The following is a 26,308-nucleotide window of genomic DNA, read 5'->3' as shown; positions in this document are numbered from 1 at the left end:
CGACACCGTCGCTCACGCCGCGCCGCGGCTCACGGGATGGCGAAAACGTGAGTCGCGAGCCGCCGGGGCTCGTCGCCGGCGACGTGACGATCCTCCTGCGCCGCCCACTGGTCCCAATGGGGGCGGAACGCATCGCCGTCGCGCGACAGCGCGCGCTGCCTGCGCGACTCCGGCGGCGATTCGAGCCAGACGCGGACATCGCCGAGCCGAGCCGTCACGGCGGTGAGCAGACCCGAGCCCTCCACGATGAGAGGGAGCGAGGGATCCACGGCATGCGCCTCGGCCGGCTGCGCGGCATCCCAGTCCCACCTCTGCCAGACGCCGATCAGTCCACGCGCATGAGGGACCAGGATCTGCTCTCGTGCGAGATCCACGCCCGCGTCCAGCCCGTCCCAGCCCGGGTAGAGCGAGTCGAGCGCCACGAGCTGCACCCGGCCTCTGAGAGGCCATCGCGCGACGAGGGCCCTTGCCAGCGACGTCTTGCCCGCGCCGCTTCGACCGTCGATGAGGACGACGGGGTTGGATGCCGCGACGGCGCGGATCGCGACGGAGAGTGTTGCAGCCGCCTCGACGAGCGCCGAGGCGACCGGGTCGGTGCTACTTCTTGATGGCGCGGATGACACGACTGAGCGCTCGTCCTGCGAAGAAGACGAACGGGATGGCGACCGTGAGCAGTGACACGATGTTCGGCTCGAAGCGCAGGTCGTCGCCCTTCCGGACGTATGCCCCCAGGGGGATGGACCAGCCGCCACCGCCGCCGCCGCCATTGCCCGCCTCGTCCGAACCGCCGCCGAAGCCCGACCAGGTCAGGGCGACCGGGATCAGGCGGATGCCGTCGACGTCCTGCTGCTCGCCATAGGCGCTGTGGACGCCGAAGGACGCGGACTGCTGACCGAGTTCGAGTGCGATGTTGGGCATGTCACCACGCTACCCGGCCGGTCGCCGCCTGCCCAGTGGCTTGACTTCAATCGTCGCGGTCAGGACGCGGATTCGACGGCAGCGTGCCGCCGCCGCGGGCCTTTCCGATCAGGGTCGCCCTCGTGACGGCGCCGCGGCCGAACCGTGCGGCGGCACCGTCGAGCGCGGACTCGACTCGGCGCCAGTCCTCGTCGTCGTCCCACAGCGCGAGCTCGGCGTAGCGGCTCGGTCGGAGCTTCTCGGCGCGCACGCCGATGAGGCGCACCGGCAGGGCTCGATCCAGTGTCGCGAACAGTTCGTGCGCGGCATCCCCGATCCGCTTCCCGACAGCGGTGGGCTCGGTGAGCGTCTGCGAGCGCGATATCGTCGTCCAGTCGGCGTAGCGCACTTTGATCGAGATCGTCGAGGCCTCCCACCCGTGCGTCCGCAGTCGTGCGCCTACCTTGTCGGCGAGCCGGCGCAGTTCGGAGCGCAGCACGGCGTGGTCGGAGATGTCCTGATGGAACGTCTCCTCATGACCGACGCTCTTGTCGACGCGGTGGGTTTCGACACGACGGGAGTCCTCGCCCCGCGCGAGGTGCCAGATGCGCGAACCCATCGCCGCCCCGAGCGCCCGCTCGAGCACCGGCCGAGGCGTGTCGAGCACATCGGCGACGGTATGGATGCCGCGTCCTTCGAGGGACTCGGCGGCCTTGGGGCCGATCCCCCACAGCGCGCGGACCGGGAGCGGGCGCAGGAACGCGTTCGTGTCCGCTTCCGCGACGATAAGCACCCCATCGGGCTTGCTGATCGTCGAGGCGATCTTGGCGACGTGCTTCGTCGCGGCGACGCCGATGCTGCAGGTCAGGCCGGTCTCGTCGAGAACCCGGGCGCGCAGCGCTCGCGCGATCACGCCGGGGCTCCCCCACAGCCGTCGGGCGCCTCGCACATCCAGGAACGCCTCGTCGATCGAAAGCGGTTCGACGAGGGGCGTCACATCGCGGAAGAGCTTCATGACCTCGGCCGATTTCTCCAGATAGCGGTCGAAGTGCGGCAGCACCACGATCGCGGTCGGGCACAGGCGCAGCGCCTGCCCGACCGGCATCGCCGATCTCACACCGAAGCGCCGCGCCTCGTACGACGCGCTCGAGACGACCGAACGACTCTCCGGCGCGCCGATGATGATGGGCTTGCCCTTGAGCGTCGGATCGTCCAGCTGCTCCACCGACGCGTAGAACGCGTCCATGTCGACGTGCAGGATGCCGGCACCGGTGTCATCGGCACCCTCCGGTGAGACGATCCGGCCCGATCCGTCGCCACGCCCCATAGCCCTATTGTCCCGTGCCCGGGCGACACCTCGCACGTGCGAGAGTACGGGGCGGGTCGTCGCTCGTCGCTAGCCGGCGGCGCGCTCCAGAATCAGCTCGCGCACCCGCGCGGCATCCGCCTGGCCCTTCATCGCCTTCATGACCGCGCCGATCACGGCTCCGGCGGCTTGAACCTTGCCGTCGCGGATCTTCTCGAGCACGTCCGGCTGCGCGGCCAGCGCCTCGTCGATGGCGGCGATGAGCGCGCCGTCGTCCGAGACGACGGCCAGTCCCCGCGCGTCGACGACTTCCTGAGGAGTCCCCTCTCCCGCGATGACCCCTTCGAGCACCTGGCGCGCGAGCTTGTCGTTGAGGGCGCCGGAGTCGACCAGGGATTGGAGCGCGGCGACATCCGCCGGCGTGACCAGGTCCGTCGCCTCGCGGTCGGTCGCATTCGCGATGCGCGTGATCTCACCCGTCCACCACTTGCGAGCCGATGCGGGTGACGCGCCCGCCGCAACGGTGGCCTCGACATCTGCGAGCAGACCGCCGTTCACGACGTCCTGGAACTCGAGGTCGGTGAATCCCCAGTCGGCCTTCAACCGGCGCCGTCGAGCCGCGGGAGGCTCAGGCAGGGCTGCCCGCAGCTCGTCGATCAGGGCTGCGGACGGCGCGACCGGCAGCAGGTCGGGCTCGGGGAAGTAGCGGTAGTCGTCGGCATCCGACTTGGGGCGCCCGGGCGAGGTGGTGCCGGTGTCCTCGTGCCAGTGACGCGTCTCCTGGATGATCGAGCCGCCGGAGGCGAGGATCGCGGCCTGGCGCTGAATCTCGTAGCGGACGGCACGCTCCACCGATCGCATGGAGTTGACGTTCTTGGTCTCGGTGCGGGTGCCGAGCTTCGCCTGGCCGCGCGGCCGCAGTGAGACGTTCGCGTCGCAGCGCAGGTTGCCCCGCTCCATCCGGGCTTCTGAGATGCCCAGTGAGATCACGATGTCGCGGATCGTCTGGACATACGCCTTCGCGATCTCGGGCGCACGGTGCTCGGCGCCGAAGATCGGCTTCGTGACGATCTCGACGAGCGGGACACCGGCGCGGTTGTAATCGACGAGCGAGTACTCGGCACCCTGGATGCGACCGGTCGAGCCGCCGACGTGCGTGAGCTTGCCGGCATCCTCTTCCATGTGCGCCCGTTCGATCGGGACCGTCACGATCGTCCCGTCCGACAGCTCGACATCGACGGATCCCTCGAACGCGATCGGCTCGTCGTACTGCGAGATCTGGTAGTTCTTGCCGAGGTCGGGATAGAAGTAGTTCTTGCGCGCGAACCGGCTCGACGGGGCGATCGAGCACCCCAGGGCGAGGCCGAGGCTGATCGAGTAGCGCACCGCTTCGGCGTTCACGACCGGGAGCGATCCGGGAAGCCCCATGTCGACCGGCGCGACGTGCGAATTGACGCCGGCGGCGTGCCCGTCGGCGTGCGCGGGGTTCGCCGCGGCCGAGAACATCTTCGTCTTCGTGTTGAGCTCGACGTGCACCTCGAACCCGAGCACGGGTTCGTAGAGCTCCAGCGCCTTGTCGAACTCCATCAGCGCGCTCCCGGCCATCAGCGGGCACCTTCCTGCGTCGACGAGCTCAGCAGCCTCGGGGCGCGGTCCAGCAGCGGTCCGCCCCATGAGTCGACGAGCAGGGCTTCGAGCGCCGCGCCGACCCGGTAGAGTCGCGCGTCTTCACGGGCGGGTGCGAGGAACTGGATGCCGACGGGCAGGCCGTCCTCGTGCGCCAGGCCGGAGGGAATCGAGATGCCGGGGACGCCGGCCAGGTTCGCCGGGATCGTCGTGACGTCGTTCAGGTACATCTGCATCGGGTCGTCGATCTTCTCACCGAGGCGGAACGCCGTCGTGGGCGCCGAGGGCGTCGCGATCACATCGACGGCGGCGAATGCCTCGTCGAAGTCGCGCTGGATGAGCGTTCGGACCTTCTGCGCCGAGCCGTAATACGCGTCGTAATAGCCCGCCGACAGCGCATACGTGCCGAGGATGATCCGCCGCTTCACCTCGTCGCCGAAGCCCGCGTCGCGGGTCGCGGCCATGACGTCCTCCACCGTTCCGCCCGGGACGTCCACCCGCAGGCCGAAGCGCACCGAGTCGAACTTCGCGAGATTGCTGGATGCCTCCGCGGGAAGGATCAGGTAGTACGCGGCGACCCCGTACTCGAAATGCGGGGCGCTGATCTCGACGATCTCGGCGCCTTGCGCCTCCATGGCGCTCAGTGCCTCTCGGAAGGACTCCGAGACGCCGGCCTGGAAACCGGCATCCGGAAGCTCCTTGATCACGCCGACCTTGAGGCCCTTCAGCACGTCGCCGCGGGCACCCTCGCGAGCAGCGGCGGCGAAGGACGGCCACACGTCGAGGAGCGACGTCGAGTCGTGGGGATCGTGCCCGCCGATCACATCGTGCAGCAGACCCGCGTCGAGCACCGTGCGGGTCACCGGACCGACCTGGTCGAGACTCGAGGCCAGCGCGATGGCGCCGTAGCGGCTGACACCGCCGTAGGTCGGCTTGAGGCCGACGGTTCCGGTCACGTGCGCGGGCTGGCGGATCGAGCCGCCGGTGTCGGAGCCGAGTGCGAGCGGGGCCTCGAACGCTGCCACCGCCGCGGCCGATCCACCGCCGGAGCCGCCGGGGATCCGGTCGAGATCCCACGGGTTGTGCGTCGGGCCGTATGCAGAGTGCTCGGTGGAGGACCCCATGGCGAACTCGTCCATGTTCGTCTTGCCCAGCGGCACCAGGCCCGCGGCGCGAGCCCGCGCGACGACCGTCGCATCGAACGGCGACAGGTAGTTCTCGAGGATCCTGGAGCCGCTGGTCGAGGGCATGTCGGTCGTGACGAGTACGTCCTTGATCGCGAGCGGGACGCCCGCGATGGGCCCGAGCGGCTCGCCAGCGGCGCGGCGGCGGTCGATGTCGGCGGCGACGTCGAGGGCGTGGTCGCTGACATGCAGGAAGGCGTGGATGTCGGCATCGACCGCGGCGATCCGATCGAGGTGCGCCTGCGTCGCCTCGACGCTCGACACCTCGCCCGCGGTGAGCTTCTCGGCCAGATCCGCGGCGCTGAGTCGCGTGAGGTCGGTCATTGCTCTTCTCCGAGGATCGCGGTCACCCGGAATCGGCCGTCCGCGGCATCCGGAGCGTTCTGCAGCACCTGCTCCAGGGTGAGCATGTCGCCGACGGTGTCGGGGCGGAACACGTTCTCGAGGGGGATCGGGTGGCTTGTCGCGGGAACATCGGGGGTCGCGACCTGGGACACCTTCGCGATGTTGTCGACGATCACGTCGAGCTGGCCGGTCAGACGCTCGACCTCCTCGTCGCTCAGCTGGATCCGGGCGAGCACACCGAGATGGCGCACGAGATCAGGGGTGATTTCAGACACCGGTCAAGTCTAAGGGGGGCGCGGCTCGCCGCCCTGGTCCGCTCTCCTCGGCGAACAGCGTCCGGCGTAGGCTGAGCGCGTGACGACGTACGATCCTCCTCGCCCCTGGACTCGCAGCTACGCGGAGGGGGTGCCGGAGGATCTCGACCCCGTGTCGGGCTCGCTGATCGACATCGTCGAGGCCTCCGCGCGGGACTATCCCGATGCGGTGGCACTCGAGTTCTTCGGGCGCACGACGTCGTATCGAGAGCTCGAGCAGCAGATCCGAAGGGCTGCCACAGGGTTGCGCGACCTCGGGGTGCGTCCCGGGGATCCCGTCGCGATCGTGCTGCCCAACTGCCCGCAGCACATCGTCGCGTTCTACGCGATCCTGCGCCTGGGCGCGGTGGTGGTCGAGCACAATCCCCTCTACACGCCGCGTGAGCTGCGCAAGCAGTTCGAGGATCACGGCGCCAAGCACGCGATCGTGTGGACGAAGGTCGTGAAGTCGGTGCAGGACTTCCCTGCGGACCTCGCCGTGAGAAATCTCATCTCGGTCGATGTCATCACGGCGATGCCGCTGCTCACCCGGCTGATGCTCCGCCTGCCGATCGCGAAGGCCCGCGAATCCCGCGCTGCCCTCTACGAGCCGGTCACCGGCACGGTGTCGTGGCAGGATGTCGTCGGCGCGGTGCCCATCCCGTCATCCCACCCCAAGCCTGCGACCGACGATCTCGCGCTGATCCAGTACACGAGCGGAACCACCGGCACACCCAAGGGCGCCTCGCTCACGCACCGCAACCTGCTTTCGAACGCGGCGCAGGCCCGCGCCTGGGTCCCGTCGATCGTTCGCGGCGATGGATGCGTGGTCTACGCCGTGCTGCCGATGTTCCACGCGTACGGCCTGACGCTCTGCCTGACCTTCGCGATGTCGATGGGTGCGCGGCTCGTGCTCTTCCCGCGATTCGACCCCGACATGGTGCTGGACGTGACGAAGAAGCACCCAGCGACGTTCCTGCCGCTGGTCCCGCCGATCGCGGATCGGCTGCTGAAGGCCGCGAACGAGAAGGGCGTGTCGCTGCAGGGCACGAAAGTGGCGATCTCGGGTGCGATGGCACTCCCCCACGAGCTGGTCGTGCCCTTCGAAGCGGCATCCGGCGGCTATCTCGTCGAGGGCTATGGTCTGAGCGAGTGCTCGCCGGTCCTCATGGCCAATCCGGTCGCCGACAACCGCCTGGCGGGCACCATCGGCCTTCCGCTGCCGGGCACCGAATGCCGGGTGGTCGACCCCGACGATCCGACGCAGGATGTGCCGGAGGGCGAGCGCGGCGAACTAGTGGTGCGCGGCCCGCAGGTCTTCCAGGGGTACTACGGCAAGCCTGAGGAGACCGAGGCCGTAATGGTCGACGGCTGGTTCCGCACGGGCGACATCGTCACGATCGACGAGGCCGGGTTCGTCCGGATCGTCGACCGCATCAAGGAGCTCATCATCACGGGCGGCTTCAACGTCGCCCCGACCGAGGTGGAGAACGCGCTGCGCCAGCATCCGCAGGTCGAGGATGCCGCCGTGGTCGGTCTGCCCAGCGAGCACTCCGGCGAGGAGGTCGTGGCGGCGATCGTCGTGGCCGGCGACGAGCAGGTCGACGTCGATGCCATCCGCGAGTTCGCTCGCACCCTCCTCACCCCCTACAAGGTGCCCAGGCGCATCTTCGTCGTCGACGAACTGCCGAAGTCGATCATCGGCAAAGTGCTGCGCCGGCAGGTGCGCGAGCGCATCCTCACCCTGACGTCGGGAGCCTGACCTCGCTGGCAAGACGGGCGAGTTCGACGCGATTCGCGGCACCCGTCTTTCGAAGGATGTTGGAGATGTGCGAGCTCACGGTCTTCTCGCTGACGAACAATTCGTCAGCGATCTCGTGATAGGTGCGACCGGCGGCCACGAGCTCGACGATCTCCGACTCGCGGGGCGTCAGGCCCTCGATCGACGCCTCGTTCCCGGGAGACGTCGGCGCATCGTCTGGCAGCCCGACCGCTACGGGAATGCGGGCGTAGCGGGCAAGATCGCGCAGTACCCGCTCGATGGGCATCGCACCCAGGCCTACCGCGATCTCAAGCCCACGCCGCAGGACGGGGGCGGCCGCGCGACGGTCGGGTCTGCCGGCGAGGAGCAGGGCTTCTACGGCTCGCCGGCAAGCGTATGCCTCTTCCCACGGCCACGCGACAGCCCTGCAGGCGTCGGCGGCTTCGATCCACCGCTCCGCTGCATCGGAGTCGCTCGCTGCTCTTGCCCCCTCCGCTCGGTGAAGACGCGCGAGCGCGTCTTCACCGAGCGGACTGAGCCGCGGATACGCCCAGCGGGGTCCGCTCGGGGGAGCGGCGGCGAAGGCCAACGCTTCGACCAGGGTCTCGACCTCCTGAGCGGGTGATTCACAGCGCAGCGCTCGCGCATCTGCGAGAGTTCGCATCGCGGTGAACTGGAAGCGCACTCGGTCGAGATTCAGCGCCCGCTCGTTCACCGAGGCGAGCGTGCGGGCAGCTTCGAGGAGGGCGCCACGCTCGATCAGCAGCTCCGCAAGGCCGAGGTGGGCATCTGAGAGGATGTTCTTCGTCTCCGCGCGGAGCTCGGCGAGGCGTGCGAAATGTCCGTCAGCATCGCTGAATCGGCCCTGTCGTGTTGCCAGCCGTCCCGCGATGGCTCGGCCGGTCATGTCGATGATGGCCCCCGTGTGCTCGCCGATCGTGAAGCGGAGCGCTGCCGCACACTCCTTCCAGCGGCCGAGCTGAAACCAGCAGCGGGCTTCCTGTATCGCCAGCCAGGAGGTGTGCACATGCGGGAGGATGCCCACCGCGGACAGTCGACTTTGTTTGAGAGTCTCGGCAAAGCCCACCGTATCCTCACCGAACGCGGCGACGGCGGCCGCTAGCGCCGCGACGTTGTGCGCGAGTCCGTCCGGTGCGCGCAACGCTGCCGCGATTGCTCGCGGCGCGAGATGCAACGCCGTCTCGTCATCCTTCATGACCATCGCGAAATCGACTCCCGCCGCGAGCGACCAGGCGATTGCGAGATCGTTTCCGCTGCGCTCGGCGCATTCGCATGCTTCAGCGATGGCCGCCGCCGCGCGATCCGCCTCTGGCATCCACATCGACGCCAGCGCCAGCGCGTACGCGTGCTGCCAGCTGGTGCGGTGTCGAGCCGTGAGACCCAGCAGAGCGTCGATCTGCTGTGGTTCGGGCTCCCCGCGTTGGAGCGCCGCGATAAGAATCATGCGCCGCGCGGAGAGCTCCGCCCGTTCGAGCACATCGAGCTCATCAACAGTCGCGAGCAGTCGGTCGATGACATCCACCTCCCGCTGATGCGCGGCACATGCCCGCGCAGCGAGGCGCACGGCATGCAGGAGCACTTCTTCCGATTCGGAGACCACGGGCACGGCCGCGTGGAGGGACAGCGCACGTTCGACGAAGCGAAGCGACTGCGCGTCCGCGCCGGATTCCGTCGCCCGGCGAAAGGCGATGAGCGACCACCGGTATGCGTCGGAGGGGCTCCCCGACGCCGCCGCGTGGTCGGCGATCCGGCCGATGTCCTCGAACCCCTGCGCATCGGGGTCCGCATGCTCGCCGACGCGGACGAAGGCGGCGTGCCAGAACGCGCGCTCGCCGTCGCTCAGCTGAGAGTCGAGCACTTCTGCCGCGAGGGGATGCTGGAACCAGTAGGTTCGGCCATCCCTGGTCGTGATGGTCCCTGCCGTGGATGCTTCGGCGAGTCGCACATCCATAAGGCCCGAGTCGACGTCTTGCATCGCACCCCCGGCGAGAAGCAATTCCCGGAGTTGGTCGCCCGTCATCGGTCGTCCAGCCAACGCCATGACTCGCAGCATGGTGACGACGTCGGAGTCCAACCCCCGCGTCGACAATTCGACGGCATCGACAAGATCGGCGGGCATTGTGTCCGGCAGGCGGCGGACCTGCGGGTCGAGTCCGGCGACGACCAACGCGGTCAGGTAAGGGAAGCCGCGCGTGTGCGCGAACACATCCTCGACGAGGGACTGATGCGGCCGCGTCCCCAGCACCGCCGCGATCTGATCCTCGGTGCCCGCGCGGTCGAGCGGCCCCAGCGCGATGCTCGTGCACCGAGGCATGCGCCGGATGTTCGAGATCCACTGATCGACGGCACGACTCGAGCTGAAGAGCTCGTCGCGGACGGTGGCGATGATGCTCAGCGGACGGTCAGGAGAACCCGCCATCAGGTAGAGAACCACATCCAGCGTTGCGGGGTCGACCCACTGCAGGTCATCGAGCACGAGTACGACCCGGGACTCCGACGCGAGCTCGTCGATCCAGTGGTCGATCGCGACGAGCACACGGGATGCCGGCTCGTCGAAGTCGATCGACCCGTCAGCCCCGGTCGCGCGGAGCATGGAACGAAACAGCAGGAACGGCACCGAGACGGTGGAGAGGGGCAATCCGGCTCCGACGAACGCTCGTGCGTGAGGGTGAGCGCGGATCACATCTTGCGCCAGCACGGTCTTGCCGACCCCGGCCGGTCCGGTGATGACCACCGTGCCGGCACCCTCACCGTTTGGGCCGGTGAGCGCTGCTGCGATGCGCTCCCGAACCTCGTCGCGTCCGACGACAGCTGCCGGCCGCTCGGCCTGGCTGTTCATGGCATCAGTCTGACATCGCAGCCACACGCCTGCACTGGATCTGAGGGTTCCGCCGGCCGATCTGAGGGTTGTCCCACGATGTGCTCGATCCGCGTGGCGCGGACGCTGAAGACAGCCCGGACACGACGGGCGGACCTCACAGAAGGGCCAGACCATGGAGAAGACCTCACGCCCAAGCCGGCAGTTGGTGGCACTACTCGCTGCAGGAGCGGTCGCCGCTGCGTTCGGCGTGACCGCGACCATCGCCTTCGCCGACCCCGACTCCGCTGACACCCACGGCCATTGCACCAGCGTCGCCGTCACGGACGCGTCAGCGGTACCGTCCGAGTATGCCTGCGGCGGCGGCGGTGGCAGGCCCGCGGTCGTGCGATGAACCGCGCGGCGCAGTGAGTGCACGTTGGGCTGCTCTCATCCTGTGCAGCGGGCAGCTCAACGCGTCATCCAGTTCGTCCGGTCGCGGGCGGCCAGGGCCGCAGAGCTCACTCAGTCCGCGAGGCCGTCCCGCGCCACCGCCACGGCGTACGGGAACAGCGTCGCTTCGAACACGCCGCCCGCGACGGCCGGATCACGCTGCATCACCCCCCGCGCGGCCGCCTCGTCGGCAGCCTCGAAGATGGTGATGCCCCACGTGCCGACATCCTCCTGCGTGCGACCCGCCAGGATGAGGTCGCCGCGATCCCGGAGCGACACCAGATACGCGAAGTGGGCCTCGACGACGGCGGCCTCCTCGTCGGTCGGCGCGCCGACCATCTCGGGGCGGATCGGCACGATCCGGTAGAGCCACTGCGGACGCGGCGAATCCGTCATGCGATCACTCGGCGGCCGGGGTGACCGCATCGAGGGCCGCCGGCCCCTCCGTTACGAGGAGGTGGAACTGCGCGGCATCCAGGATCCGGATGCCGAGCTCCTCCGCCTTCGTGAGCTTCGAGCCGGCTCCGGGCCCGGCGGCTACGAAGTCGGTCTTCTTCGACACGCTCGACGCCGCCTTGCCGCCCGCCTTGATGATGGCCTCCTGCGCGCCCTCGCGGGAGTAGCCCTCGAGGGATCCGGTGGGCACGACCGTCAGTCCGTCGAGCACGCCGCCTTCCGTGACGGACGCCCCCGGCCCGGCGTGGCCGGGCGTGGCGAGCTGTGCACCGGCGGCCGTCCACCGGTCGACGATCTCGCGGTGCCAGTCCACGTCGAACCAGTCCACCAGTGCGTCGGCGATGATGCCCCCGACGCCCTCGACTGCCGCCAGCTCGTCGCGCGATGCCGCGCGGATCGCGTCGACCGAGCCGAACCACTCGGCCAGCGCACGAGCGGCCACCGGGCCGACGTGACGGATGTTCATGGCCACGAGGAACCGCCAGAGGTCCTTCGTCTTCGCGGCCTCGATGTTGGCGAGCAGTGCCGTCGCGGCGACGGACAGCATGTGCTGGGCATCGCCGTCGAACGGCGCGTCTGCGTCGAAGGCGGGGTCGCCCTTCTTGCGCTGCCGCCGGAACGGCGAGCGTGTGTCAGGGGTGCCGTCCTCGAGAAGGCGGGGCAGGCCGGTCTCGGCATCCCGCACCACCACGTCGATGGGGAAGAGATCCTCGGGACCCAGGTCGAACAGTCCGGCCTCGGATGCGAGCGGCGGCGCCTCGGGCCGGACCGGCTGCGTGAGTGCGGCCGCCGACACTTCGCCGAGCCCCTCGATGTCGAGGGCACCGCGCGATCCGACGTGCTCGACGCGGCCGCGCACCTGGGCGGGGCAGGAACGGGCATTCGGGCACCGCAGATCGATGTCGCCCTCTTTCGCGGGGGCGAGCGGCGATCCGCATTCGGGGCACTCGGTCGGCATGACGAAGGCGCGCTCGGATCCGTCGCGAAGCTCGACCACGGGACCCAGCACCTCGGGGATGACGTCCCCCGCCTTGCGCAGCACGACGGTGTCGCCGATCAGCACGCCCTTCGCCTTGACGACATCCTGATTGTGGAGCGTCGCCTGCCGTACGATGCTGCCGGCGACCCGCGCGGGCGCCATCACCGCGAACGGTGTAGCGCGGCCGGTGCGCCCCACCGAGACGACGATGTCGAGCAGCTTGGTGTTGACCTGCTCGGGCGGGTACTTGTACGCGATCGCCCAGCGCGGAGCCCTGCTCGTCGCGCCCAGCTCGTCGTGCAGCGCGAGCTCGTCGACCTTGACCACCACCCCGTCGATCTCGTGCTCGACATCGTGCCGGTGCTCACCGTAGCGGCGGATGAACTCGTCCGCGCCCTGCCCCGAATCGGCGACCCTGAAGTAGGCGCTCGTCGGGAGTCCCCACGACGAGAGCAGCGCGTAGACCTCGCTCTGCGTGGTCACGGGCGGATCCGGCCAGGCGCCGATGCCGTGCACCGTCATCCGCAGACGCGACAGCCGCTGGTGCACCGCGTCGAGCTGCCTGGCGTTCTTGCCCTCGGTCTTCTGGCGGAGCGACCCGCTCGCCGCGTTGCGCGGGTTGGCGAACAGGCGATCGCCCATGGACTCCTGGTACGCGTTGAGCGACTCGAAGTCGGCGACGTTGAAGAAGACCTCTCCCCTGACCTCGACGAGCGCGGGATGCCCCTCCCCGGCCAGCCGCTGCGGGATGCCGGCGATCTGCCGCACGTTCTCGGTGACGTCCTCGCCCACGCGCCCGTCGCCTCGAGTGGCCGCCGAAGTCAGCCGGCCGCGCTCATAGCGCAGCGACAGGGCGAGCCCGTCGATCTTAAGCTCGCAAAGGTAGTGGACCGGGCGCCCGGCATCCCGTTCGACCTTCGTCGTCCATGCGAGGAATTCCGCGTCGCTGAAGACGTTGTCGAGGCTCAGCATGCGCTCGGCGTGCTCGATGGGGGCGAACAGGGTGCCGGATGCCGCGCCCACCGTGAGCGTCGGCGAATCCTGGCTCTGCAGTTCGGGATGCAGCCGCTCGATCTCTTCGAGCCGGTGCATCCATTCGTCGTAAGTCGCGTCGTCGACCACGACCGTGTCGCGCCCGTAGTACGCCTCGCGAGCGTCGAGGATCTTGGCGGTCAGCGCCTGCGCATCGGCGCGGGCGTCTTCGAGCCTGAGGTCGGAGAAGTCGGAGAAGTCGGAACCGTCAGCCACTCCGCCAGTCTAGGGACGGGCTGCGACGCTCAGAACGGGCACCGCGGACACGGTTTCGGCGACCGTGAACTGTCCGATCACGCGGGTGCCGTCGTACAGGACTGCGGTCTGCCCTGGGGCGACTCCGTCGAACGGGATGTCCGGACGCACGCTCAGCACGCCGTCGTCCAGGCGCGCGGTGGCTGCCACCGGATCCGCGTGCGCGCGGATCTGCACGTCGCAGGGGAACTCGGATGCCGCGGGGGCGCGTCCCGTCCAGGTGAACCGGTCCCCCGAGATCTCAGCCGTCGCGAGAGCCTCCTTCGGTCCCACGACGACGGTGTTCGACACCGGTCGCACCTCGAGGACGAAGCGCGGCTTGCCGTCGGGAGCCGGTACGCCGAGCGACAGTCCGCGGCGCTGGCCGACTGTGAATGCGTGGGCGCCCTCGTGCGAGCCGACCACGGCGCCGGTGCGGTCGACGATGTCGCCTGTCGCCGTCCCGACCCGGTCGGCGAGCCAGCCTCGGGTGTCGCCGTCGGGGATGAAGCAGATGTCGTGGCTGTCGGGCTTGTGGGCGACGGTGAGCCCCCGTGCCTCCGCCTCGGCGCGCACCAGCGCTTTCGAGGGTGTGTCGCCGAGCGGGAACAGCGTGTGGGCGAGCTGATCCGCCGTCAGCACGCCCAGGACGTAGGACTGGTCCTTGGCGTTGTCGCTCGCGCGATGCAGCTCCAGGGCTCCGGATTCGTCGGTGCGGAGGATCGCGTAGTGCCCCGTGCACACGGCGTCGAAGCCGAGATCGAGAGCCTTCTCGAGCACGGCCGCGAACTTGATCCGCTCGTTGCATCGCATGCACGGGTTCGGCGTGCGTCCCGCGGAGTACTCGGCGACGAAGTCCTCGATGACATCGTCTCGGAAGCGCTCCGAGAAGTCCCAGACATAGAACGGGATGCCGAGTCTGTCCGCCGCGCGGCGCGCATCCATCGCGTCCTCGATCGTGCAGCATCCGCGCGACCCGGCGCGCAGGGTGCCACCGGCGCGGGAGAGCGCGAGGTGCACGCCGGTGACGTCGTGACCGGCGTCCACCGCGCGTGCGGCAGCCACCGCGGAGTCCACTCCGCCGCTCATGGCCGCCAGTACGCGCATCCACCGATTCTACGAGGGATGCCTCAATCCGGCCTGGGAGCCGCGGCGGCAGCGAACGGACCCGAGGCATCACCGCACGACGCGGGACGACATCCCGGCGCGGCGGGCCTGCTCGTACGCCTCGGGCAGCGCCGCGAGCACGGCATCCACGTCCTTCACCGTGGTGGTGCGACCGAGCGTGAAGCGCAGCGCGCTGCGCGCGGCCGCGTCGCCGAGCCCCATGGCGAGGACGACATGCGACGGCTCGGGCGTGCCCGCCTGGCATGCCGAGCCGGTCGACACCGCGATCCCCGCCATGTCCAGCAGCAGCAGCAGCGAGTCGCCCTGGGCACCGGGAAGCACGACGTGAACATGCCCCGGCAGGCGGTCGGCTGACGAAGCCGAGATCCTCGCCTGCGGGATCGCCGCCACGATCCCCGACTCGAGGTGGTCGCGCAGGGCCCTCAGGCGCACGGACTCCGTCTCGAGTTCGGAGATCGCGAGCTGCGCCGCCACCGCGAACGCCATCGCCCCGGCGGGATCCTGGGTGCCCGACCGCAGCCCGCGCTGCTGGCCCCCGCCGTGGACGAGCGGCTCGACCCTGGCTTCGCGGGCGACCACCAGGGCGCCCACGCCGGCGGGTCCGCCGAGCTTGTGCGACGCGACGCTGAGCGCCACGAGGCCACCGCCTCGCGAGCCGGAATCCGTTCGGAGGCGGCGGAACGACAAGGGAACATGCCCGAACGCGCCCACCGCGTCCAGATGCAGCGGCACCCGGGCATCGGCGCAGAAGGCGGATGCCGCGGCCACGGGCTGGAGGGTTCCGATCTCGTTGTTCGCCGCGAGGAGCGTGGCGACCGCGGCATCCCCGCTGTCCACGGCCATCACCCACGCATCGAGGTCGAGCCGCGCATCGCGGTCGACCGGGACCCATTCGACATCGGCCACCTCGTGCGCGTGCAGCCAGGCGACGGTGTCGATCGTCGCGTGGTGCTCGGCCGTCGACGCGACGATCGTCGAGCGTCCGGTGGTCTCGCGACGGCCACGGTAGAGACCGGCGATGCCGAGGTTCACCGACTCGGTGCCGCCGGATGTGAAGACGACTTCGATCGGATCGCAGTCGAGGACGGCGGCGAGGCGCTCCCGTGCGTCCTCGAGCACGCGCCGGGCGGCCTGGCCCGCGCCGTGGATGGATGACGCGTTCCCGACGATCGCTGTGGCCTCCAGCCACGCATCGCGGGCCTGCGGTCGCAGTGGTGTCGTCGCGGCGTGATCGAGATAGACCATCCACACCTCCGTCGGCCGTAACCTGCCTGACTCACGGCCTTACTACTGTAGAACCCATGATCAGCCCCCAGTCGCTCACGACGGCTGTCGCGCAACCGGGCCTGCTCAGCTCGGATCTCGACGATCTCGGCGTGACGTTCGGTCCGGATGGCACGACGCTGCGGGTCTGGTCGGCCGGCGCGAGCGCGGTCGAACTCGTGGTCTTCGATGACACCGACCTGGACTGGATCACCGACACTCTCCCCCTTGTTCCGGTCGCGGGCGGCGTCTGGTCGGTCACCACGCACTTGCTGCACCGGGGCGCGCGCTACGGCATCCGGGTGGACGGGCCGCTCGGGCAGGGAAGCACCTTCAACCGCGGGAGCCTGCTGATCGAGCCGTATTCGCGCGGGCTCATCACCGGCGGCTTCGCCGACCACCGCTCCGTCGTGATCGACGGGTCGTTCGACTGGGGCGGAGTGGGCAAGCCGAACGTCCCGATGGACCGCACGGTGATCTACGAGGGCCACCTGAAGGGGATGTCGAAGCGGCATCCGCAGGTGCCGCCCGCCCTGCACGGCACGTACGCCGGTCTCGCGCATCCTGCGATGCTCGACCACTTCCTCTCGGTCGGCGTCACCAGCATCGAGCTGCTTCCCGTTCACGCATTCGCGACCGAGCCGCGGCTCCTGCAGCACGGGCTCACCAACTACTGGGGGTACAACTCCCTCAACTTCTTCACGCCGCACGCCGCGTACGCCACGGCCGAGAGCCGGCGTCACGGGCCCGAGGCGATCCTGCGCGAATTCAAGGGGATGGTGAAGCTCCTCCACGATGCCGGCCTCGAAGTGATCCTGGACGTCGTCTACAACCACACCGCGGAAGAGGGACTCGGCGGCCCGCGCACGAGCCTGCGCGGCATCGACAACCGCAGCTACTACCGCCAGCACGAGGACGGCGCTTACATCGATGTCACGGGATGCGGCAATTCCGTGAACACCGCGACGGATGCCGCGGCCCGCATGGTGCTCGATTCGCTGCGGTACTGGGCGAACGACGTGCAGATCGACGGCTTCCGGTTCGACCTCGCCGCGACCCTCGGCCGTGACGCCTCGCATGAGTTCACGTCCGAGCATCCCCTTCTCCGTGCCATCATCGACGACCCGGCCCTCGCGGGGGTGAAGAAGATCTCGGAGCCGTGGGACGTCGGCATGGGCGGCTGGCAGACCGGCAACTTCGGCGACGGCTGGAGCGAGTGGAACGACCGCTATCGCGACCGCGTCCGGAACTTCTGGCTCAGCGACGTCGACTATGCCCGCAGGGCGTCGACGGCGCCGGTGGGCATCGGCGGACTCGCCACTCGGCTGGCGGGATCGTCCAACACCTTCAGCCTCGAACGCGGCCCGCTCGCGAGCGTCAATTTCATCACGGCCCACGACGGCTTCACGCTGCGCGATCTCGTCTCGTACGACGTCAAGCACAACCTAGGCAACGGCGAGCACAACCGCGACGGCGCCGACACGAATCGGTCGTTCAACCACGGTGCCGAAGGCCCCACCGACGACGCGGGAATCCTCGCCACCCGTCGCAAGGCGATGCGGAATCTCCTCGGCACACTGCTGCTCTCAGCGGGCATACCCATGCTGACCGCGGGCGATGAATTCGGCCGCTCGCAGCGCGGAAACAACAACGCGTACTGCCATGACTCCGCCCTCACGTGGCTGTCATGGGAGCGCGCGCCGTGGCAGCTCGACCTTCAGGCCCACGTGCGGCACCTGATCCGGCTGCGCCGCGAGAATCCGGCGCTGCGGCCGATCCGCTTCGCGCGGCTCGATGAGCGGACGCCTTCGGCGTCCGTCATGGAATGGTACGACGAGCATGGCGAGACGATGTCCATCGACCGGTGGACGAACCCGTCCCACCGGACGCTGCAGTACGTCGCGGCATCCACTCCCGAAGTCGAGGAGTTCAACCGGATCCTGCTGATGGTGCACGGCAACGAGCAGCCCATCGAGGTGACTCTGCCGACGATCGCGGGCGTGAAGCGATTCGTCTCGCTGTGGTCGAGCGCCGATGAGACGCCCGTCGACGACGGGCGCGAGCATCTGCCCGGCGACGCGGTGCCGCTCGCCGGCACCTCCATGCATCTCTTCCGGGTGGAGTGAGCCGGAGCAGTCGGGTCCTGCGCCTGTCGCCCCGCCGAGCCGCACGGTAGGTTCGAGACGTGGTCACCTCAAAGCGAGCTGCCGGATCCCGCCCCTGGCGGAGCGCCTCCTCCGTTCCGGTTCGCGATGCCGGCCCGTCGCAGTCGCGACGAGACACGGTTTCGGGACGCATCCCGCTCGCGCTGCCTTTCCCGTCCGTGCCCTGGGGAGACTACCGGCCGAAGGCGTTCGCGGGCGAGGCGATCCCCTTCCGCACGACGGCGTTTCGCGAGGGCCACGACCGCATCGGGGTGCATGTTCGTCTCACCTCGCCGTCCGGGGATGTCTCGCTGCATCGCCTGAGTTCGCTCGAGGACGGCTTCGACCGATGGGCGACGACCATCGCACTGCTGGAACAGGGCGTCTGGCGTTTCCGCTTCGAGGGATTCGCGGACGAATTCGCGACCTGGGAGCATGCCGCCGACGTGAAGATCGAGGCGGGCGTGGATACCGCGCTCATGCGCGAACTCGGCGCCGGCCTGTTCGACCGGGCGATCGCGGAGAAGTCACGGCCGATCGCCGAGCGGCGCGTGCTGCAGAACGCCGCAGTCGCCCTGCGCGACGGCGCCGTCGACGATGCTGCCGCACTCGAACTGATCCGCGACCCTTCGATCGCGGCCTACTTCGCCGCGCGGCCGCTGCAATCGCTGCTGACCGTGGGCGCCGACTTGGAGCTGCTCGTGGAGCGCGAGAGGGCCGGCGCCGGCGCCTGGTACGAGTTCTTCCCGCGATCCGAAGGCGCGCGCCGCCTCAAGGACGGCACGATCAAGAGCGGGACCTTCCGCACCGCCGTCAAGCGCCTCCCCGGCGTCGCGGCGATGGGGTTCGATGTCCTCTACCTCCCGCCCGTCCATCCGATCGGGCGGATCAACCGCAAGGGCCGCAACAACACGCTCGACCCGCGGCCCGGGGATCCCGGCTCGCCGTGGGCGATCGGCGCCGAGGAAGGCGGGCACGACGCCGTCCATCCCGATCTGGGCACGCTCGCCGACTTCCGCGCGTTCGTGCGGGCGGCGCGCGCCGAGGGGGTCGAGGTCGCGATCGACCTGGCACTCCAGGCCGCGCCCGACCACCCCTGGGTCGCCGCGCATCCGGAGTGGTTCACGACGCTGCCGGACGGCTCGATCGCGTACGCCGAGAACCCGCCGAAGAAGTACCAGGACATCTATCCGGTCAACTTCGACAACGACCCCGAGGGACTGCGCACCGAGGTGCTCCGCATCGTGCGGCACTGGATCGCCCAGGGCGTGAACATCTTCCGCGTCGACAACCCGCACACCAAGCCGCTGCAGTTCTGGGAGTGGCTGATCGCGACCGTCACCGCCGAGAGCCCCGACGTGGTGTTCCTCGCCGAGGCGTTCACGCGACCGGCTCCCATGCAGAGTCTGGCCTCGGCCGGGTTCCAGCAGAGCTACACCTACTTCACGTGGCGCAACACCAAGGTCGAGCTCGAGGGGTTCCTGTCGGGTCTCGCGCATGAGACGGCGGACTTCGTCCGGCCCAACCTGTTCGTCAACACCCCCGACATCCTCACCGAGTACCTCCAGTTCGGCGGGCGCCCGGCATACCGGATCCGCGCGGCGATCGCTGCGACGGCGGCACCCACGTACGGCGTGTACGCGGGCTACGAGCTCTACGAGAACGTCGCGCGCCCGGGTTCCGAAGAGAACATCGACAACGAGAAGTACGAGTACAAGCTCCGCGACTGGGCCGGCGCACAGGAGCGCGGGGAGTCGCTCGCACCATTCCTGGCGCGCCTCAACGAGATCCGCCGTGAGCACCCCGCGTTGCGGCAGCTGCGCAACATCAGCATCCACTGGAGCGACGACGACGCCATCCTGGTGTACGCCAAGCACCTGGACGGGGCCCTGTCGTCGTCGGGTCGCAGCGACACCGTGATCGTCGTCGTCAACACCGACCCCCACTCGGTGCGCCAGACGATGGTGCACCTCGACACGCGAGTGTGGGGCGTCCCGCCCGGCGAGCCGTTCGAGGTCGAGGATCTGCTGACCGGCGCACAATGGACCTGGTCCGACCACAACTTCGTCATGCTCGACGCGTTCGCCGAGCCCGTCCACATCCTGCACGTGAAGGTACCGCAATGACTCCCTCTGACCAGCTGTTCGACGCCGTCGCAACCGGGGCGCACCATGATCCGCACGCGGTGCTCGGCATCCATCCCGGCACCGACACCCAGGGCGGCACGGAGTGGATCGTCCGCACGCGACGGCCGCTGGCCGCGAGCGTCACCGCGGTGTTCACGGACGGGACCCGTGTTCCGCTCGAGCACGTGCGCTCCGGGATCTGGGAAGGCACCCGCTCGGGGAGCCCCGGCGCGTACGAGATACTGACGACGTACGCGGACGGTCCGGACTACATCTCCGACGACCCGTACCGCCACCTGCCGACAGTCGGCGAAGTCGACCTGCATCTCATCGCCGAAGGCCGGCACGAGCAGCTCTGGAACGTCCTGGGTTCGCATGTGCGCACGATCGACGGCTCGGCGGGCACGTCGTTCGCAGTGTGGGCGCCGAACGCGCGAGCGGTGCGCGTCGTAGGGGACTTCAACCGCTGGGACGGGCAGGGCCACTCGATGCGCTCCATGGGCGGCAGCGGCGTGTGGGAGCTGTTCATCCCCGGCATCGGGGCCGGGACCGCCTACAAGTTCGAGCTGCTCAGCCGGCACGGCGACTGGGTCCTCAAGGCCGATCCCATGGCCCGGTTCGCCGAGCTGCCTCCGGCCACGGCATCCGTCGTCGTGCAGTCCGCCTACTCCTGGGGGGATGACGAATGGATCACGCGCCGCGGGCGGTCCACACCGGTTTCGCAGCCGATGTCGGTGTATGAAGTGCATCTCGGTTCGTGGCGCCCCGGTCTGTCGTACCGCGCGGCCGCCGACCAGCTCGTGGACTACGTCACCGGGCTGGCATTCACCCATGTCGAGTTCATGCCCCTCGCGGAGCATCCGTTCGGCCCATCGTGGGGATACCAGGTCACGGGCTATTACGCGCCCACGAGCCGCTTCGGTCACCCCGACGACTTGCGCTACCTCATCGATCGACTGCACCGCGCGGGCGTCGGCGTGATCATGGACTGGGTCCCCGGGCATTTCCCCAAGGACGAGTTCGCGCTCGCGCGATTCGACGGCGAGGCGCTCTACGAGCATCCCGACCCGCAGCGCGGCGAGCACCGCGACTGGGGCACGTACATCTTCGACTATGGGCGCAACGAGGTGCGCAACTTCCTCGTGGCCAATGCGCTCTACTGGTTCGAGGAATTCCACGTGGACGGGCTGCGGGTGGATGCCGTCGCGTCCATGCTCTACCTCGACTACTCCCGCGAGGACGGCGAATGGTCGCCGAACGTCCACGGCGGCCGCGAAAACCTCGAGGCGATCCGCTTCCTGCAGGAAGTGAACGCCACGGCCTACAAGCGCTATCCGGGCATCGCGATGATGGCGGAGGAGTCGACGAGCTTCCCCGGCGTGACGGCCCCTACCAGCCGGGCGGGTCTCGGCTTCGGGTTCAAGTGGAACATGGGGTGGATGAACGACTCGCTGCAGTACGTCAAGCGCGACCCGATGTACCGCTCGCACCACGAGGGCGAGCTGTCGTTCTCATTCGTGTATGCGTTCAGCGAGAACTACGTCTTGCCCATCAGCCACGACGAGGTCGTGCACGGCAAGGGCAGCCTCTTCTCGCGCATGCCCGGCGACCACTGGCAGAAGCTCGCCAACATGCGCGCGTTCCTCGCCTACATGTGGGGCCATCCCGGCAAGCAGCTGCTGTTCATGGGCCAGGAGTTCGGGCAGATCTCGGAATGGTCCGAAGGTCGCTCGCTCGACTGGTGGCTGCTCGATCAGCCGTCGCACGTCCAGCTGCAGGACTTCGTCGCCTCGCTCAACCGCACCTACCTCGACCATTCCGCGCTCTGGGCGAGGGACAGCGACGGCGCGGCGTTCTCACGCCTCGGCGCACCGAACTGGAACCCCAACGTCGTCGCGTTCGCGCGTCGCGACTGGCACGGCAACACCGTCGTGGTCGTCTGCAACTTCTCGGGCGTCCCCCTCGAGAACTACGACATGCACCTGCCGGAGGTGGGGGCGTGGCACGAGATCCTCAATACGGATGCTGCGGCCTACGGCGGATCGGGAGTCGGCAACATGGGCGTCGTCCACGCGATGGACGGCGGCCATGCTCGGCTCGTGCTTCCGCCGCTCGGTGTGCTTTGGCTGCGGCACGAATCGGCGCCCGGCTCGCAGTCGAAGGGGTGACGGATGCTGGTCGGCGGCGCTCTGCGCCGTCGACGTCGCTCAGAACAGCAGTGAGGCCAGGCGGCCGCGCGCGCGGATGACCCGTGTGTCGGTGTCGCCGACGAGGGCGAAGAGCTCGAGCAGCCGCTCGCGCACCGGACCGCGCTCGTCTGCAGGCAGGGCCGCGAACAGCTCGAGGAGCCGGTCGAAAGCGTCGTCGACGTGGCCCCCGGCGAGGTCGAGGTCTGCCACGGTGAACTGGGCCTCGACGTCGGCGGGCGCGGCGGCAGCCGCGGCCCGCGCGGCCTGGAGGTCCGCTCCCTGGACGCGGTCGAGCAGCCGCACCTGTCCGAGCCCGGCGCGGGCGTCGGCATCCCGCGGATTCTCCGCCAGTGCCTTCTCGTATGCGGCGATCGCGCGCGGGTAGTCGCCGGCCTCGATCGCGTCGTACGCCTCGGCGTGCAGCGGCGGCAGCGGGGGCTCGACCGGCTCCGCGGCGTCATCGCCCGTCGCATCCCCCGCGACCTCGACGCTCCCGGTGACGCCGTTCTGCGCGGCCAGCTGAAGCAGCTGCGCGAACACCTCGCGCACCTGCTGCTCGGGGACCGCGCCTGTGAAGAGGGGGACGGGCTGGCCGCCGACCAGGGCGACGACCATGGGGATCGACTGGGCGCGGAACGCCTGCGAGAGCTGCGGGTTCGCGTCGACATCCACCTTCGCGAGCACGAGGCGTCCGGCCGCCTCGAGGACGAGCTTCTCGAGCACCGGCGTCAGCTGCTTGCACGGGCCGCACCACTCCGCCCATAGGTCGATGACGATCGGCACGGTGCGCGAGAGCTCGAGGATCTCGGGGAACGTCTCATCCGTGACATCGATGACGAGCGACGGGACGACGCCGCCCGGAGTGCTCTGCGTCTCGCCGACCGCGGGTGCCGCCGGACGATTCCGAAGTGCCGACAGGTCTACAGCACCGCGCAGCGCGGCGCCCGGGGCGGCATCGGTCACTTGATCACCTTCGCGTCGAGGATGTCGGAAGAGTATCCCAGCAGGCGGATCTTCTCGTTGGAACCCTGGCCGGGGACGTAGAAGAAGATCTGGTCGGTGAACGTGGTCGAGAAGCCCGTCGCGGACTGGTCCGCCCCCGCGAGGGTCTTCACGGTGGGGTTGTTCTCGAGCTTGATCACCGCGTCGGAATTGGTCGGCTTGACGGTGTCGGTCTCGTTGACGTTGACGGCGACGATCGCACCGCTTTCGAGAGTCGCCAGCGCGAACGGATCGTGAGCGCCCGGCCCTGACGTGAACGTCAGGCTGCCGGTGTTGGACGCCGTCTTGTTGAATTCGTCGAGGCGCTTCTTGCGGTCGCTCGCGATGCTGTCGCGCAGGTGATCGCCCTGGGCCTCGAACATGTCGAAGTACTTGCTCTTCTCGCCGTGGTTGATGATGTCGGAGTACGCGGCGGCGACCTTGTTGGGAGGCATCACCAGGAACGAGGAGTCCGGCGGCACCTGCGTCGCACCGATGTACGTCGGCGCGAGATCGGGCATGAGCGTCGAGGCTTCGAGGCTGGCCTCGTACGAGAGCTTGTAGGGCGACCACGCGTCCGCCTGGGTCAGCACCATGATGCTCGAGGTCTTCGTCTTCTGGTCGTCGACGACGGCCATCATCGACCGCGGCCACCCGTCGTACGCCTGCGGAAGGACGATCTCGAGCGGCTTGGTGAGGATGGGAGCCGGCGCTTTGTAGTCGGCGATCGAGCCGCGCAGCGCATAGTTCGTCGCTCGGGCCGCCAGCACGGTGCCGTCGAGGCGGGTAGCCGCCAGAGACTCGTCACGCGCATCGTCGGCCTTGGCCGCGGTGTGGGCGACGCGCGAGATGATGCGCTCAGCCTGCGCCTTGGTGACGGCCGGCGCCTGCTGCCCCTCGGGCACGATCACCGTGGCCGTCGGGGTGGGCGTCGCCGACTGACCCAGCTGCGGCCAGGAATCTGCCGAGCAGCCGCTGAACAGAAGCGCGGACACGGCGACCACCGGCAGCACGGCGAACGCCCGGCGCCCGCTCGAGACGGCGCGACGAGACGCAGGGCCGGCGCTGATCACGCCCTTGTCCGCGGCGACCACGGCGAGGTCGATGGGCTCGGTGACCGGAAGGGGCAGCCCCTTGCGGCGCGGCCCACGCGAGCGGCGGGCATGACGGATGGCGAGGATGTAGAGCAGCACGCCCACGGCCATGACGATGGCGCCGCCGACGATCAGGGGCCCCGCCCATGGCGTGGCGTTCGTGATGGGCCACGAGATGGCGACATCTGCGGGCGCGGGCTTCACGCCGTCCGTCGCCACGAGGACGCTCATCTCTTCGGGGAGCTGGAGAGGCGCGATCAGGATGTCGGTCTGCTGGAACTCGTCGAGCCAGAGGTCGGAGCCGATGGGGCTGTGTGCGGGCAGGGCGTCTGCGTTGGCATTGCCCGAACCGGCATCCCCGGGACCGGCGTCACCCGAACCGGCGGAGGCATCGGAGCCGGCGGTCGCGCCGCCGGCGGCGGCATCCGGAACGACATTCTTCGTCACGATCGCGCCCTTGCGATCGAGCGTGACGTCGTTGTACGACACGTCCGCGAGCCAGGCCTTCATGTCGGCCGTGCGGCCGTACGCGGCGAAGATGTCGCCGTGGCCCTGCGCACGCAGGGTCTGCGCTCCGGGGAGCTGATTGAGGACGGCGCCGTGGATGAGGAGGTACGGAGCGGGCGTCTCAGCGGAGATCGACGCGGTCTCGGTCTTGGGTCCCTGGAAGATCGTCCGCTGGGCGATGCCCGCCACGATCATCACGGCAGCGAGCACGAACGCAGCCACGGCCCACACGAAACGCACGAATCACACCTCTCCGGACCCGCGAGAAACCCTGCGGGTCGTCGACTTGACATTTCAGCCTAGCGAAAGTGACCTGAGAGCCGCCCGGGAGGGTCGATTCGGGGATCTGCGCGCCACCTGTGCGTATCCTGACGGAACACGGATCGGCCAGCGCGCCGAGAGAGGCGGCATCCTCCCATGAAGGTGCACAACCCCTTCCGCGTGGCGTTCGTCGCGACACTCGGGGTAGGACTCGGGCTTCTGCTCATCGGCAGCATCCAGACGCTCTCGACGATCCTCCTCTACGTGGGGACCGCGCTGTTCCTGTCGCTGGGCCTCGACCCGATCGTCGCGTTCCTGGAGCGGCGGGGCATGAAGCGCTGGCTCGCGGTGCTGATCACGATCCTCGGCGTGCTGGCGGTCTTCGCCGGGATCATCCTCATCGTCCTGCCGGTGATCATCGGGCAGATCAGCCAGCTCGTGACAGAGATCAGTCAGATCATCCGGCAAGGCAAATGGGACGACATCGTCCACGGCGTGCAGGCCTGGATCCAGCAGCGCTTCCCCGCCCTCAACATCGATCAGGCGTGGGGCTACGTGACGAACTGGTTCGGGTCGCTGGATGTCGGATCCATCGGCGGCGGGCTCATCGCAGCCGGAGCGACCGTCATCGCCGGATTCACGGGCGCCTTCATCGTCCTCATCCTGACGATCTACTTCACGGCGTCGACACCCAACCTGAAGCGTGCCGTCTACCAGCTCGTGCCGGCCTCCCGTCGGGAGCGCTTCATCGATCTGGGCGAGCAGATCACCGACTCCGTGGGCTACTACGTCATGGGCCAGGTGTCGCTGGGCGTCATCAACGGTGTGCTGAGCGCGATCTTCCTGTCGATCATCCAGGCGCCGTTCCCGGCGGTCCTCGCCGTCATCGCGTTCTTCTTCTCGCTGATCCCGCTCGTCGGAACGCTGACGGGCTCCACGATCATCGTGCTCATCTGCTTCATCCCGGGCCTCGGATCGACCACGACCGGCATCATCGCCGCGATCTACTACCTGGTCTACATGCAGGTCGAGGCGTACATCCTCTCGCCGCGCATCATGAATCGCGCGGTGTCGGTGCCCGGTGCGGTCGTGGTGATCGCCGCTCTCGCCGGCGGATCGCTGCTCGGTCTGCTCGGCGCCCTGATCGCGATCCCGGTGGCGGCCAGCATCCTGATCATCTACCGCCAGGTGGTGATCCCCCGCCAGAACGAGCGGTGACGAGCTCCCGGC

Annotated in this window: 19 protein-coding genes; 6 read left to right on the top strand and 13 right to left on the bottom strand. The window is 69.0% G+C overall.

What is annotated here, in order from left to right; genetic code table 11:
* Nucleotides 1-29: 29 nt before the first annotated feature.
* The 6 genes from ABD212_RS15170 to gatC all read right to left on the bottom strand — a co-directional run bounded on the left by ABD212_RS15170 (nucleotide 30) and on the right by gatC (nucleotide 5,633).
* On the bottom strand, nucleotides 30-623 hold the full coding sequence (locus tag ABD212_RS15170) for a nucleoside/nucleotide kinase family protein (protein WP_344096141.1): 594 nt from the start codon (nucleotides 621-623) through the stop codon (nucleotides 30-32).
* Complete coding sequence (locus tag ABD212_RS15165) at nucleotides 598-918, bottom strand: hypothetical protein (RefSeq protein WP_344096140.1); 321 nt, start codon at nucleotides 916-918, stop codon at nucleotides 598-600. Before ABD212_RS15165 ends, ABD212_RS15170 begins: the two co-directional genes overlap by 26 nt.
* A 46-nt stretch (nucleotides 919-964) precedes the next feature.
* Nucleotides 965-2,224, bottom strand: a complete 1,260-nt coding sequence (locus ABD212_RS15160) for a DNA polymerase IV (protein ID WP_344096138.1) — start codon at nucleotides 2,222-2,224, stop codon at nucleotides 965-967.
* 69 nt (nucleotides 2,225-2,293) lie between these two features.
* Nucleotides 2,294-3,808 carry an Asp-tRNA(Asn)/Glu-tRNA(Gln) amidotransferase subunit GatB gene (gatB, locus tag ABD212_RS15155; protein ID WP_344096136.1) on the bottom strand — a complete coding sequence of 505 codons (1,515 nt, stop codon included), beginning with the start codon at nucleotides 3,806-3,808 and terminating at the stop codon, nucleotides 2,294-2,296.
* Nucleotides 3,808-5,337, bottom strand: coding sequence for an Asp-tRNA(Asn)/Glu-tRNA(Gln) amidotransferase subunit GatA (gene gatA / locus ABD212_RS15150; RefSeq protein WP_344096133.1), 1,530 nt, complete (start codon nucleotides 5,335-5,337; stop codon nucleotides 3,808-3,810). The genes gatB and gatA overlap by 1 nt, the downstream gene beginning before the upstream one ends.
* Nucleotides 5,334-5,633, bottom strand: coding sequence for an Asp-tRNA(Asn)/Glu-tRNA(Gln) amidotransferase subunit GatC (gatC, locus tag ABD212_RS15145; protein WP_344096131.1), 300 nt, complete (start codon nucleotides 5,631-5,633; stop codon nucleotides 5,334-5,336). The genes gatA and gatC overlap by 4 nt, the downstream gene beginning before the upstream one ends.
* A gap of 79 nt (nucleotides 5,634-5,712) precedes the next feature.
* Here gatC and ABD212_RS15140 point away from each other — a divergent pair, with 79 nt between their 5' ends.
* Complete coding sequence (locus ABD212_RS15140; RefSeq protein WP_344096128.1) at nucleotides 5,713-7,413, top strand: long-chain-fatty-acid--CoA ligase; 1,701 nt, start codon at nucleotides 5,713-5,715, stop codon at nucleotides 7,411-7,413.
* Here ABD212_RS15140 and ABD212_RS15135 read toward each other — a convergent pair.
* Entirely contained in the window at nucleotides 7,391-10,273 is a 2,883-nt protein-coding gene (locus tag ABD212_RS15135; protein ID WP_344096126.1) for a helix-turn-helix transcriptional regulator, read from the bottom strand. The two genes, ABD212_RS15140 and ABD212_RS15135, sit on opposite strands and share 23 nt — an antisense overlap.
* A gap of 187 nt (nucleotides 10,274-10,460) precedes the next feature.
* Here ABD212_RS15135 and ABD212_RS15130 point away from each other — a divergent pair, with 187 nt between their 5' ends.
* Nucleotides 10,461-10,646 carry a hypothetical protein gene (locus tag ABD212_RS15130; RefSeq protein ID WP_344096123.1) on the top strand — a complete coding sequence of 62 codons (186 nt, stop codon included), beginning with the start codon at nucleotides 10,461-10,463 and terminating at the stop codon, nucleotides 10,644-10,646.
* 110 nt (nucleotides 10,647-10,756) lie between these two features.
* On the opposite strand, the gene ABD212_RS15125 is transcribed toward ABD212_RS15130, so the two are convergent.
* The 4 genes from ABD212_RS15125 to ABD212_RS15110 all read right to left on the bottom strand — a co-directional run bounded on the left by ABD212_RS15125 (nucleotide 10,757) and on the right by ABD212_RS15110 (nucleotide 15,758).
* Entirely contained in the window at nucleotides 10,757-11,080 is a 324-nt protein-coding gene (locus ABD212_RS15125) for a YciI family protein (protein ID WP_344096120.1), read from the bottom strand.
* Between the two features lie 4 nt (nucleotides 11,081-11,084).
* Nucleotides 11,085-13,367: an NAD-dependent DNA ligase LigA gene (gene ligA, locus ABD212_RS15120; RefSeq protein WP_344096118.1), complete on the bottom strand. Its 2,283-nt coding sequence runs from the start codon at nucleotides 13,365-13,367 to the stop codon at nucleotides 11,085-11,087.
* 9 nt (nucleotides 13,368-13,376) lie between these two features.
* A complete protein-coding gene (gene mnmA / locus ABD212_RS15115) occupies nucleotides 13,377-14,492 on the bottom strand; it encodes a tRNA 2-thiouridine(34) synthase MnmA (protein WP_344096116.1) in 1,116 nt (371 codons plus the stop codon).
* A gap of 69 nt (nucleotides 14,493-14,561) precedes the next feature.
* Nucleotides 14,562-15,758, bottom strand: coding sequence for a cysteine desulfurase family protein (locus tag ABD212_RS15110; protein ID WP_344096114.1), 1,197 nt, complete (start codon nucleotides 15,756-15,758; stop codon nucleotides 14,562-14,564).
* Between the two features lie 56 nt (nucleotides 15,759-15,814).
* Between ABD212_RS15110 and glgX the strand changes: the two genes are divergently transcribed.
* The 3 genes from glgX to glgB all read left to right on the top strand — a co-directional run bounded on the left by glgX (nucleotide 15,815) and on the right by glgB (nucleotide 22,214).
* The gene (gene glgX / locus ABD212_RS15105) at nucleotides 15,815-17,902 is read left to right on the top strand and encodes a glycogen debranching protein GlgX (RefSeq protein WP_344096112.1); all 2,088 of its coding nucleotides are present in this window, start codon (nucleotides 15,815-15,817) and stop codon (nucleotides 17,900-17,902) included.
* A gap of 197 nt (nucleotides 17,903-18,099) precedes the next feature.
* Complete coding sequence (locus tag ABD212_RS15100) at nucleotides 18,100-20,046, top strand: maltotransferase domain-containing protein (protein ID WP_344096300.1); 1,947 nt, start codon at nucleotides 18,100-18,102, stop codon at nucleotides 20,044-20,046.
* Complete coding sequence (gene glgB, locus ABD212_RS15095) at nucleotides 20,043-22,214, top strand: 1,4-alpha-glucan branching protein GlgB (protein WP_344096110.1); 2,172 nt, start codon at nucleotides 20,043-20,045, stop codon at nucleotides 22,212-22,214. Before ABD212_RS15100 ends, glgB begins: the two co-directional genes overlap by 4 nt.
* 39 nt (nucleotides 22,215-22,253) lie before the next feature.
* Here glgB and ABD212_RS15090 read toward each other — a convergent pair whose 3' ends face one another.
* Together ABD212_RS15090 and ABD212_RS15085 are read right to left on the bottom strand one after the other, a co-directional pair.
* Nucleotides 22,254-23,198 (bottom strand): tetratricopeptide repeat protein, encoded by a 945-nt coding sequence (locus tag ABD212_RS15090; protein WP_344096108.1) that lies wholly within the window; start codon nucleotides 23,196-23,198, stop codon nucleotides 22,254-22,256.
* Nucleotides 23,195-25,057: a DUF8094 domain-containing protein gene (locus tag ABD212_RS15085; RefSeq protein WP_344096106.1), complete on the bottom strand. Its 1,863-nt coding sequence runs from the start codon at nucleotides 25,055-25,057 to the stop codon at nucleotides 23,195-23,197. The genes ABD212_RS15090 and ABD212_RS15085 overlap by 4 nt, the downstream gene beginning before the upstream one ends.
* A 177-nt stretch (nucleotides 25,058-25,234) precedes the next feature.
* On the opposite strand from ABD212_RS15085, the gene ABD212_RS15080 reads away from it, so the two are divergent.
* Nucleotides 25,235-26,296 carry an AI-2E family transporter gene (locus ABD212_RS15080; RefSeq protein WP_344096104.1) on the top strand — a complete coding sequence of 354 codons (1,062 nt, stop codon included), beginning with the start codon at nucleotides 25,235-25,237 and terminating at the stop codon, nucleotides 26,294-26,296.
* Nucleotides 26,297-26,308 lie beyond the last annotated feature (12 nt).

This window comes from Microbacterium deminutum, assembly GCF_039530205.1.
GTDB classification, from domain to species: domain Bacteria; phylum Actinomycetota; class Actinomycetes; order Actinomycetales; family Microbacteriaceae; genus Microbacterium; species Microbacterium deminutum.
The sequence above is the reverse complement of the archived record's forward strand: the minus strand, read 5'-3'. Positions and strand labels throughout refer to the sequence as shown.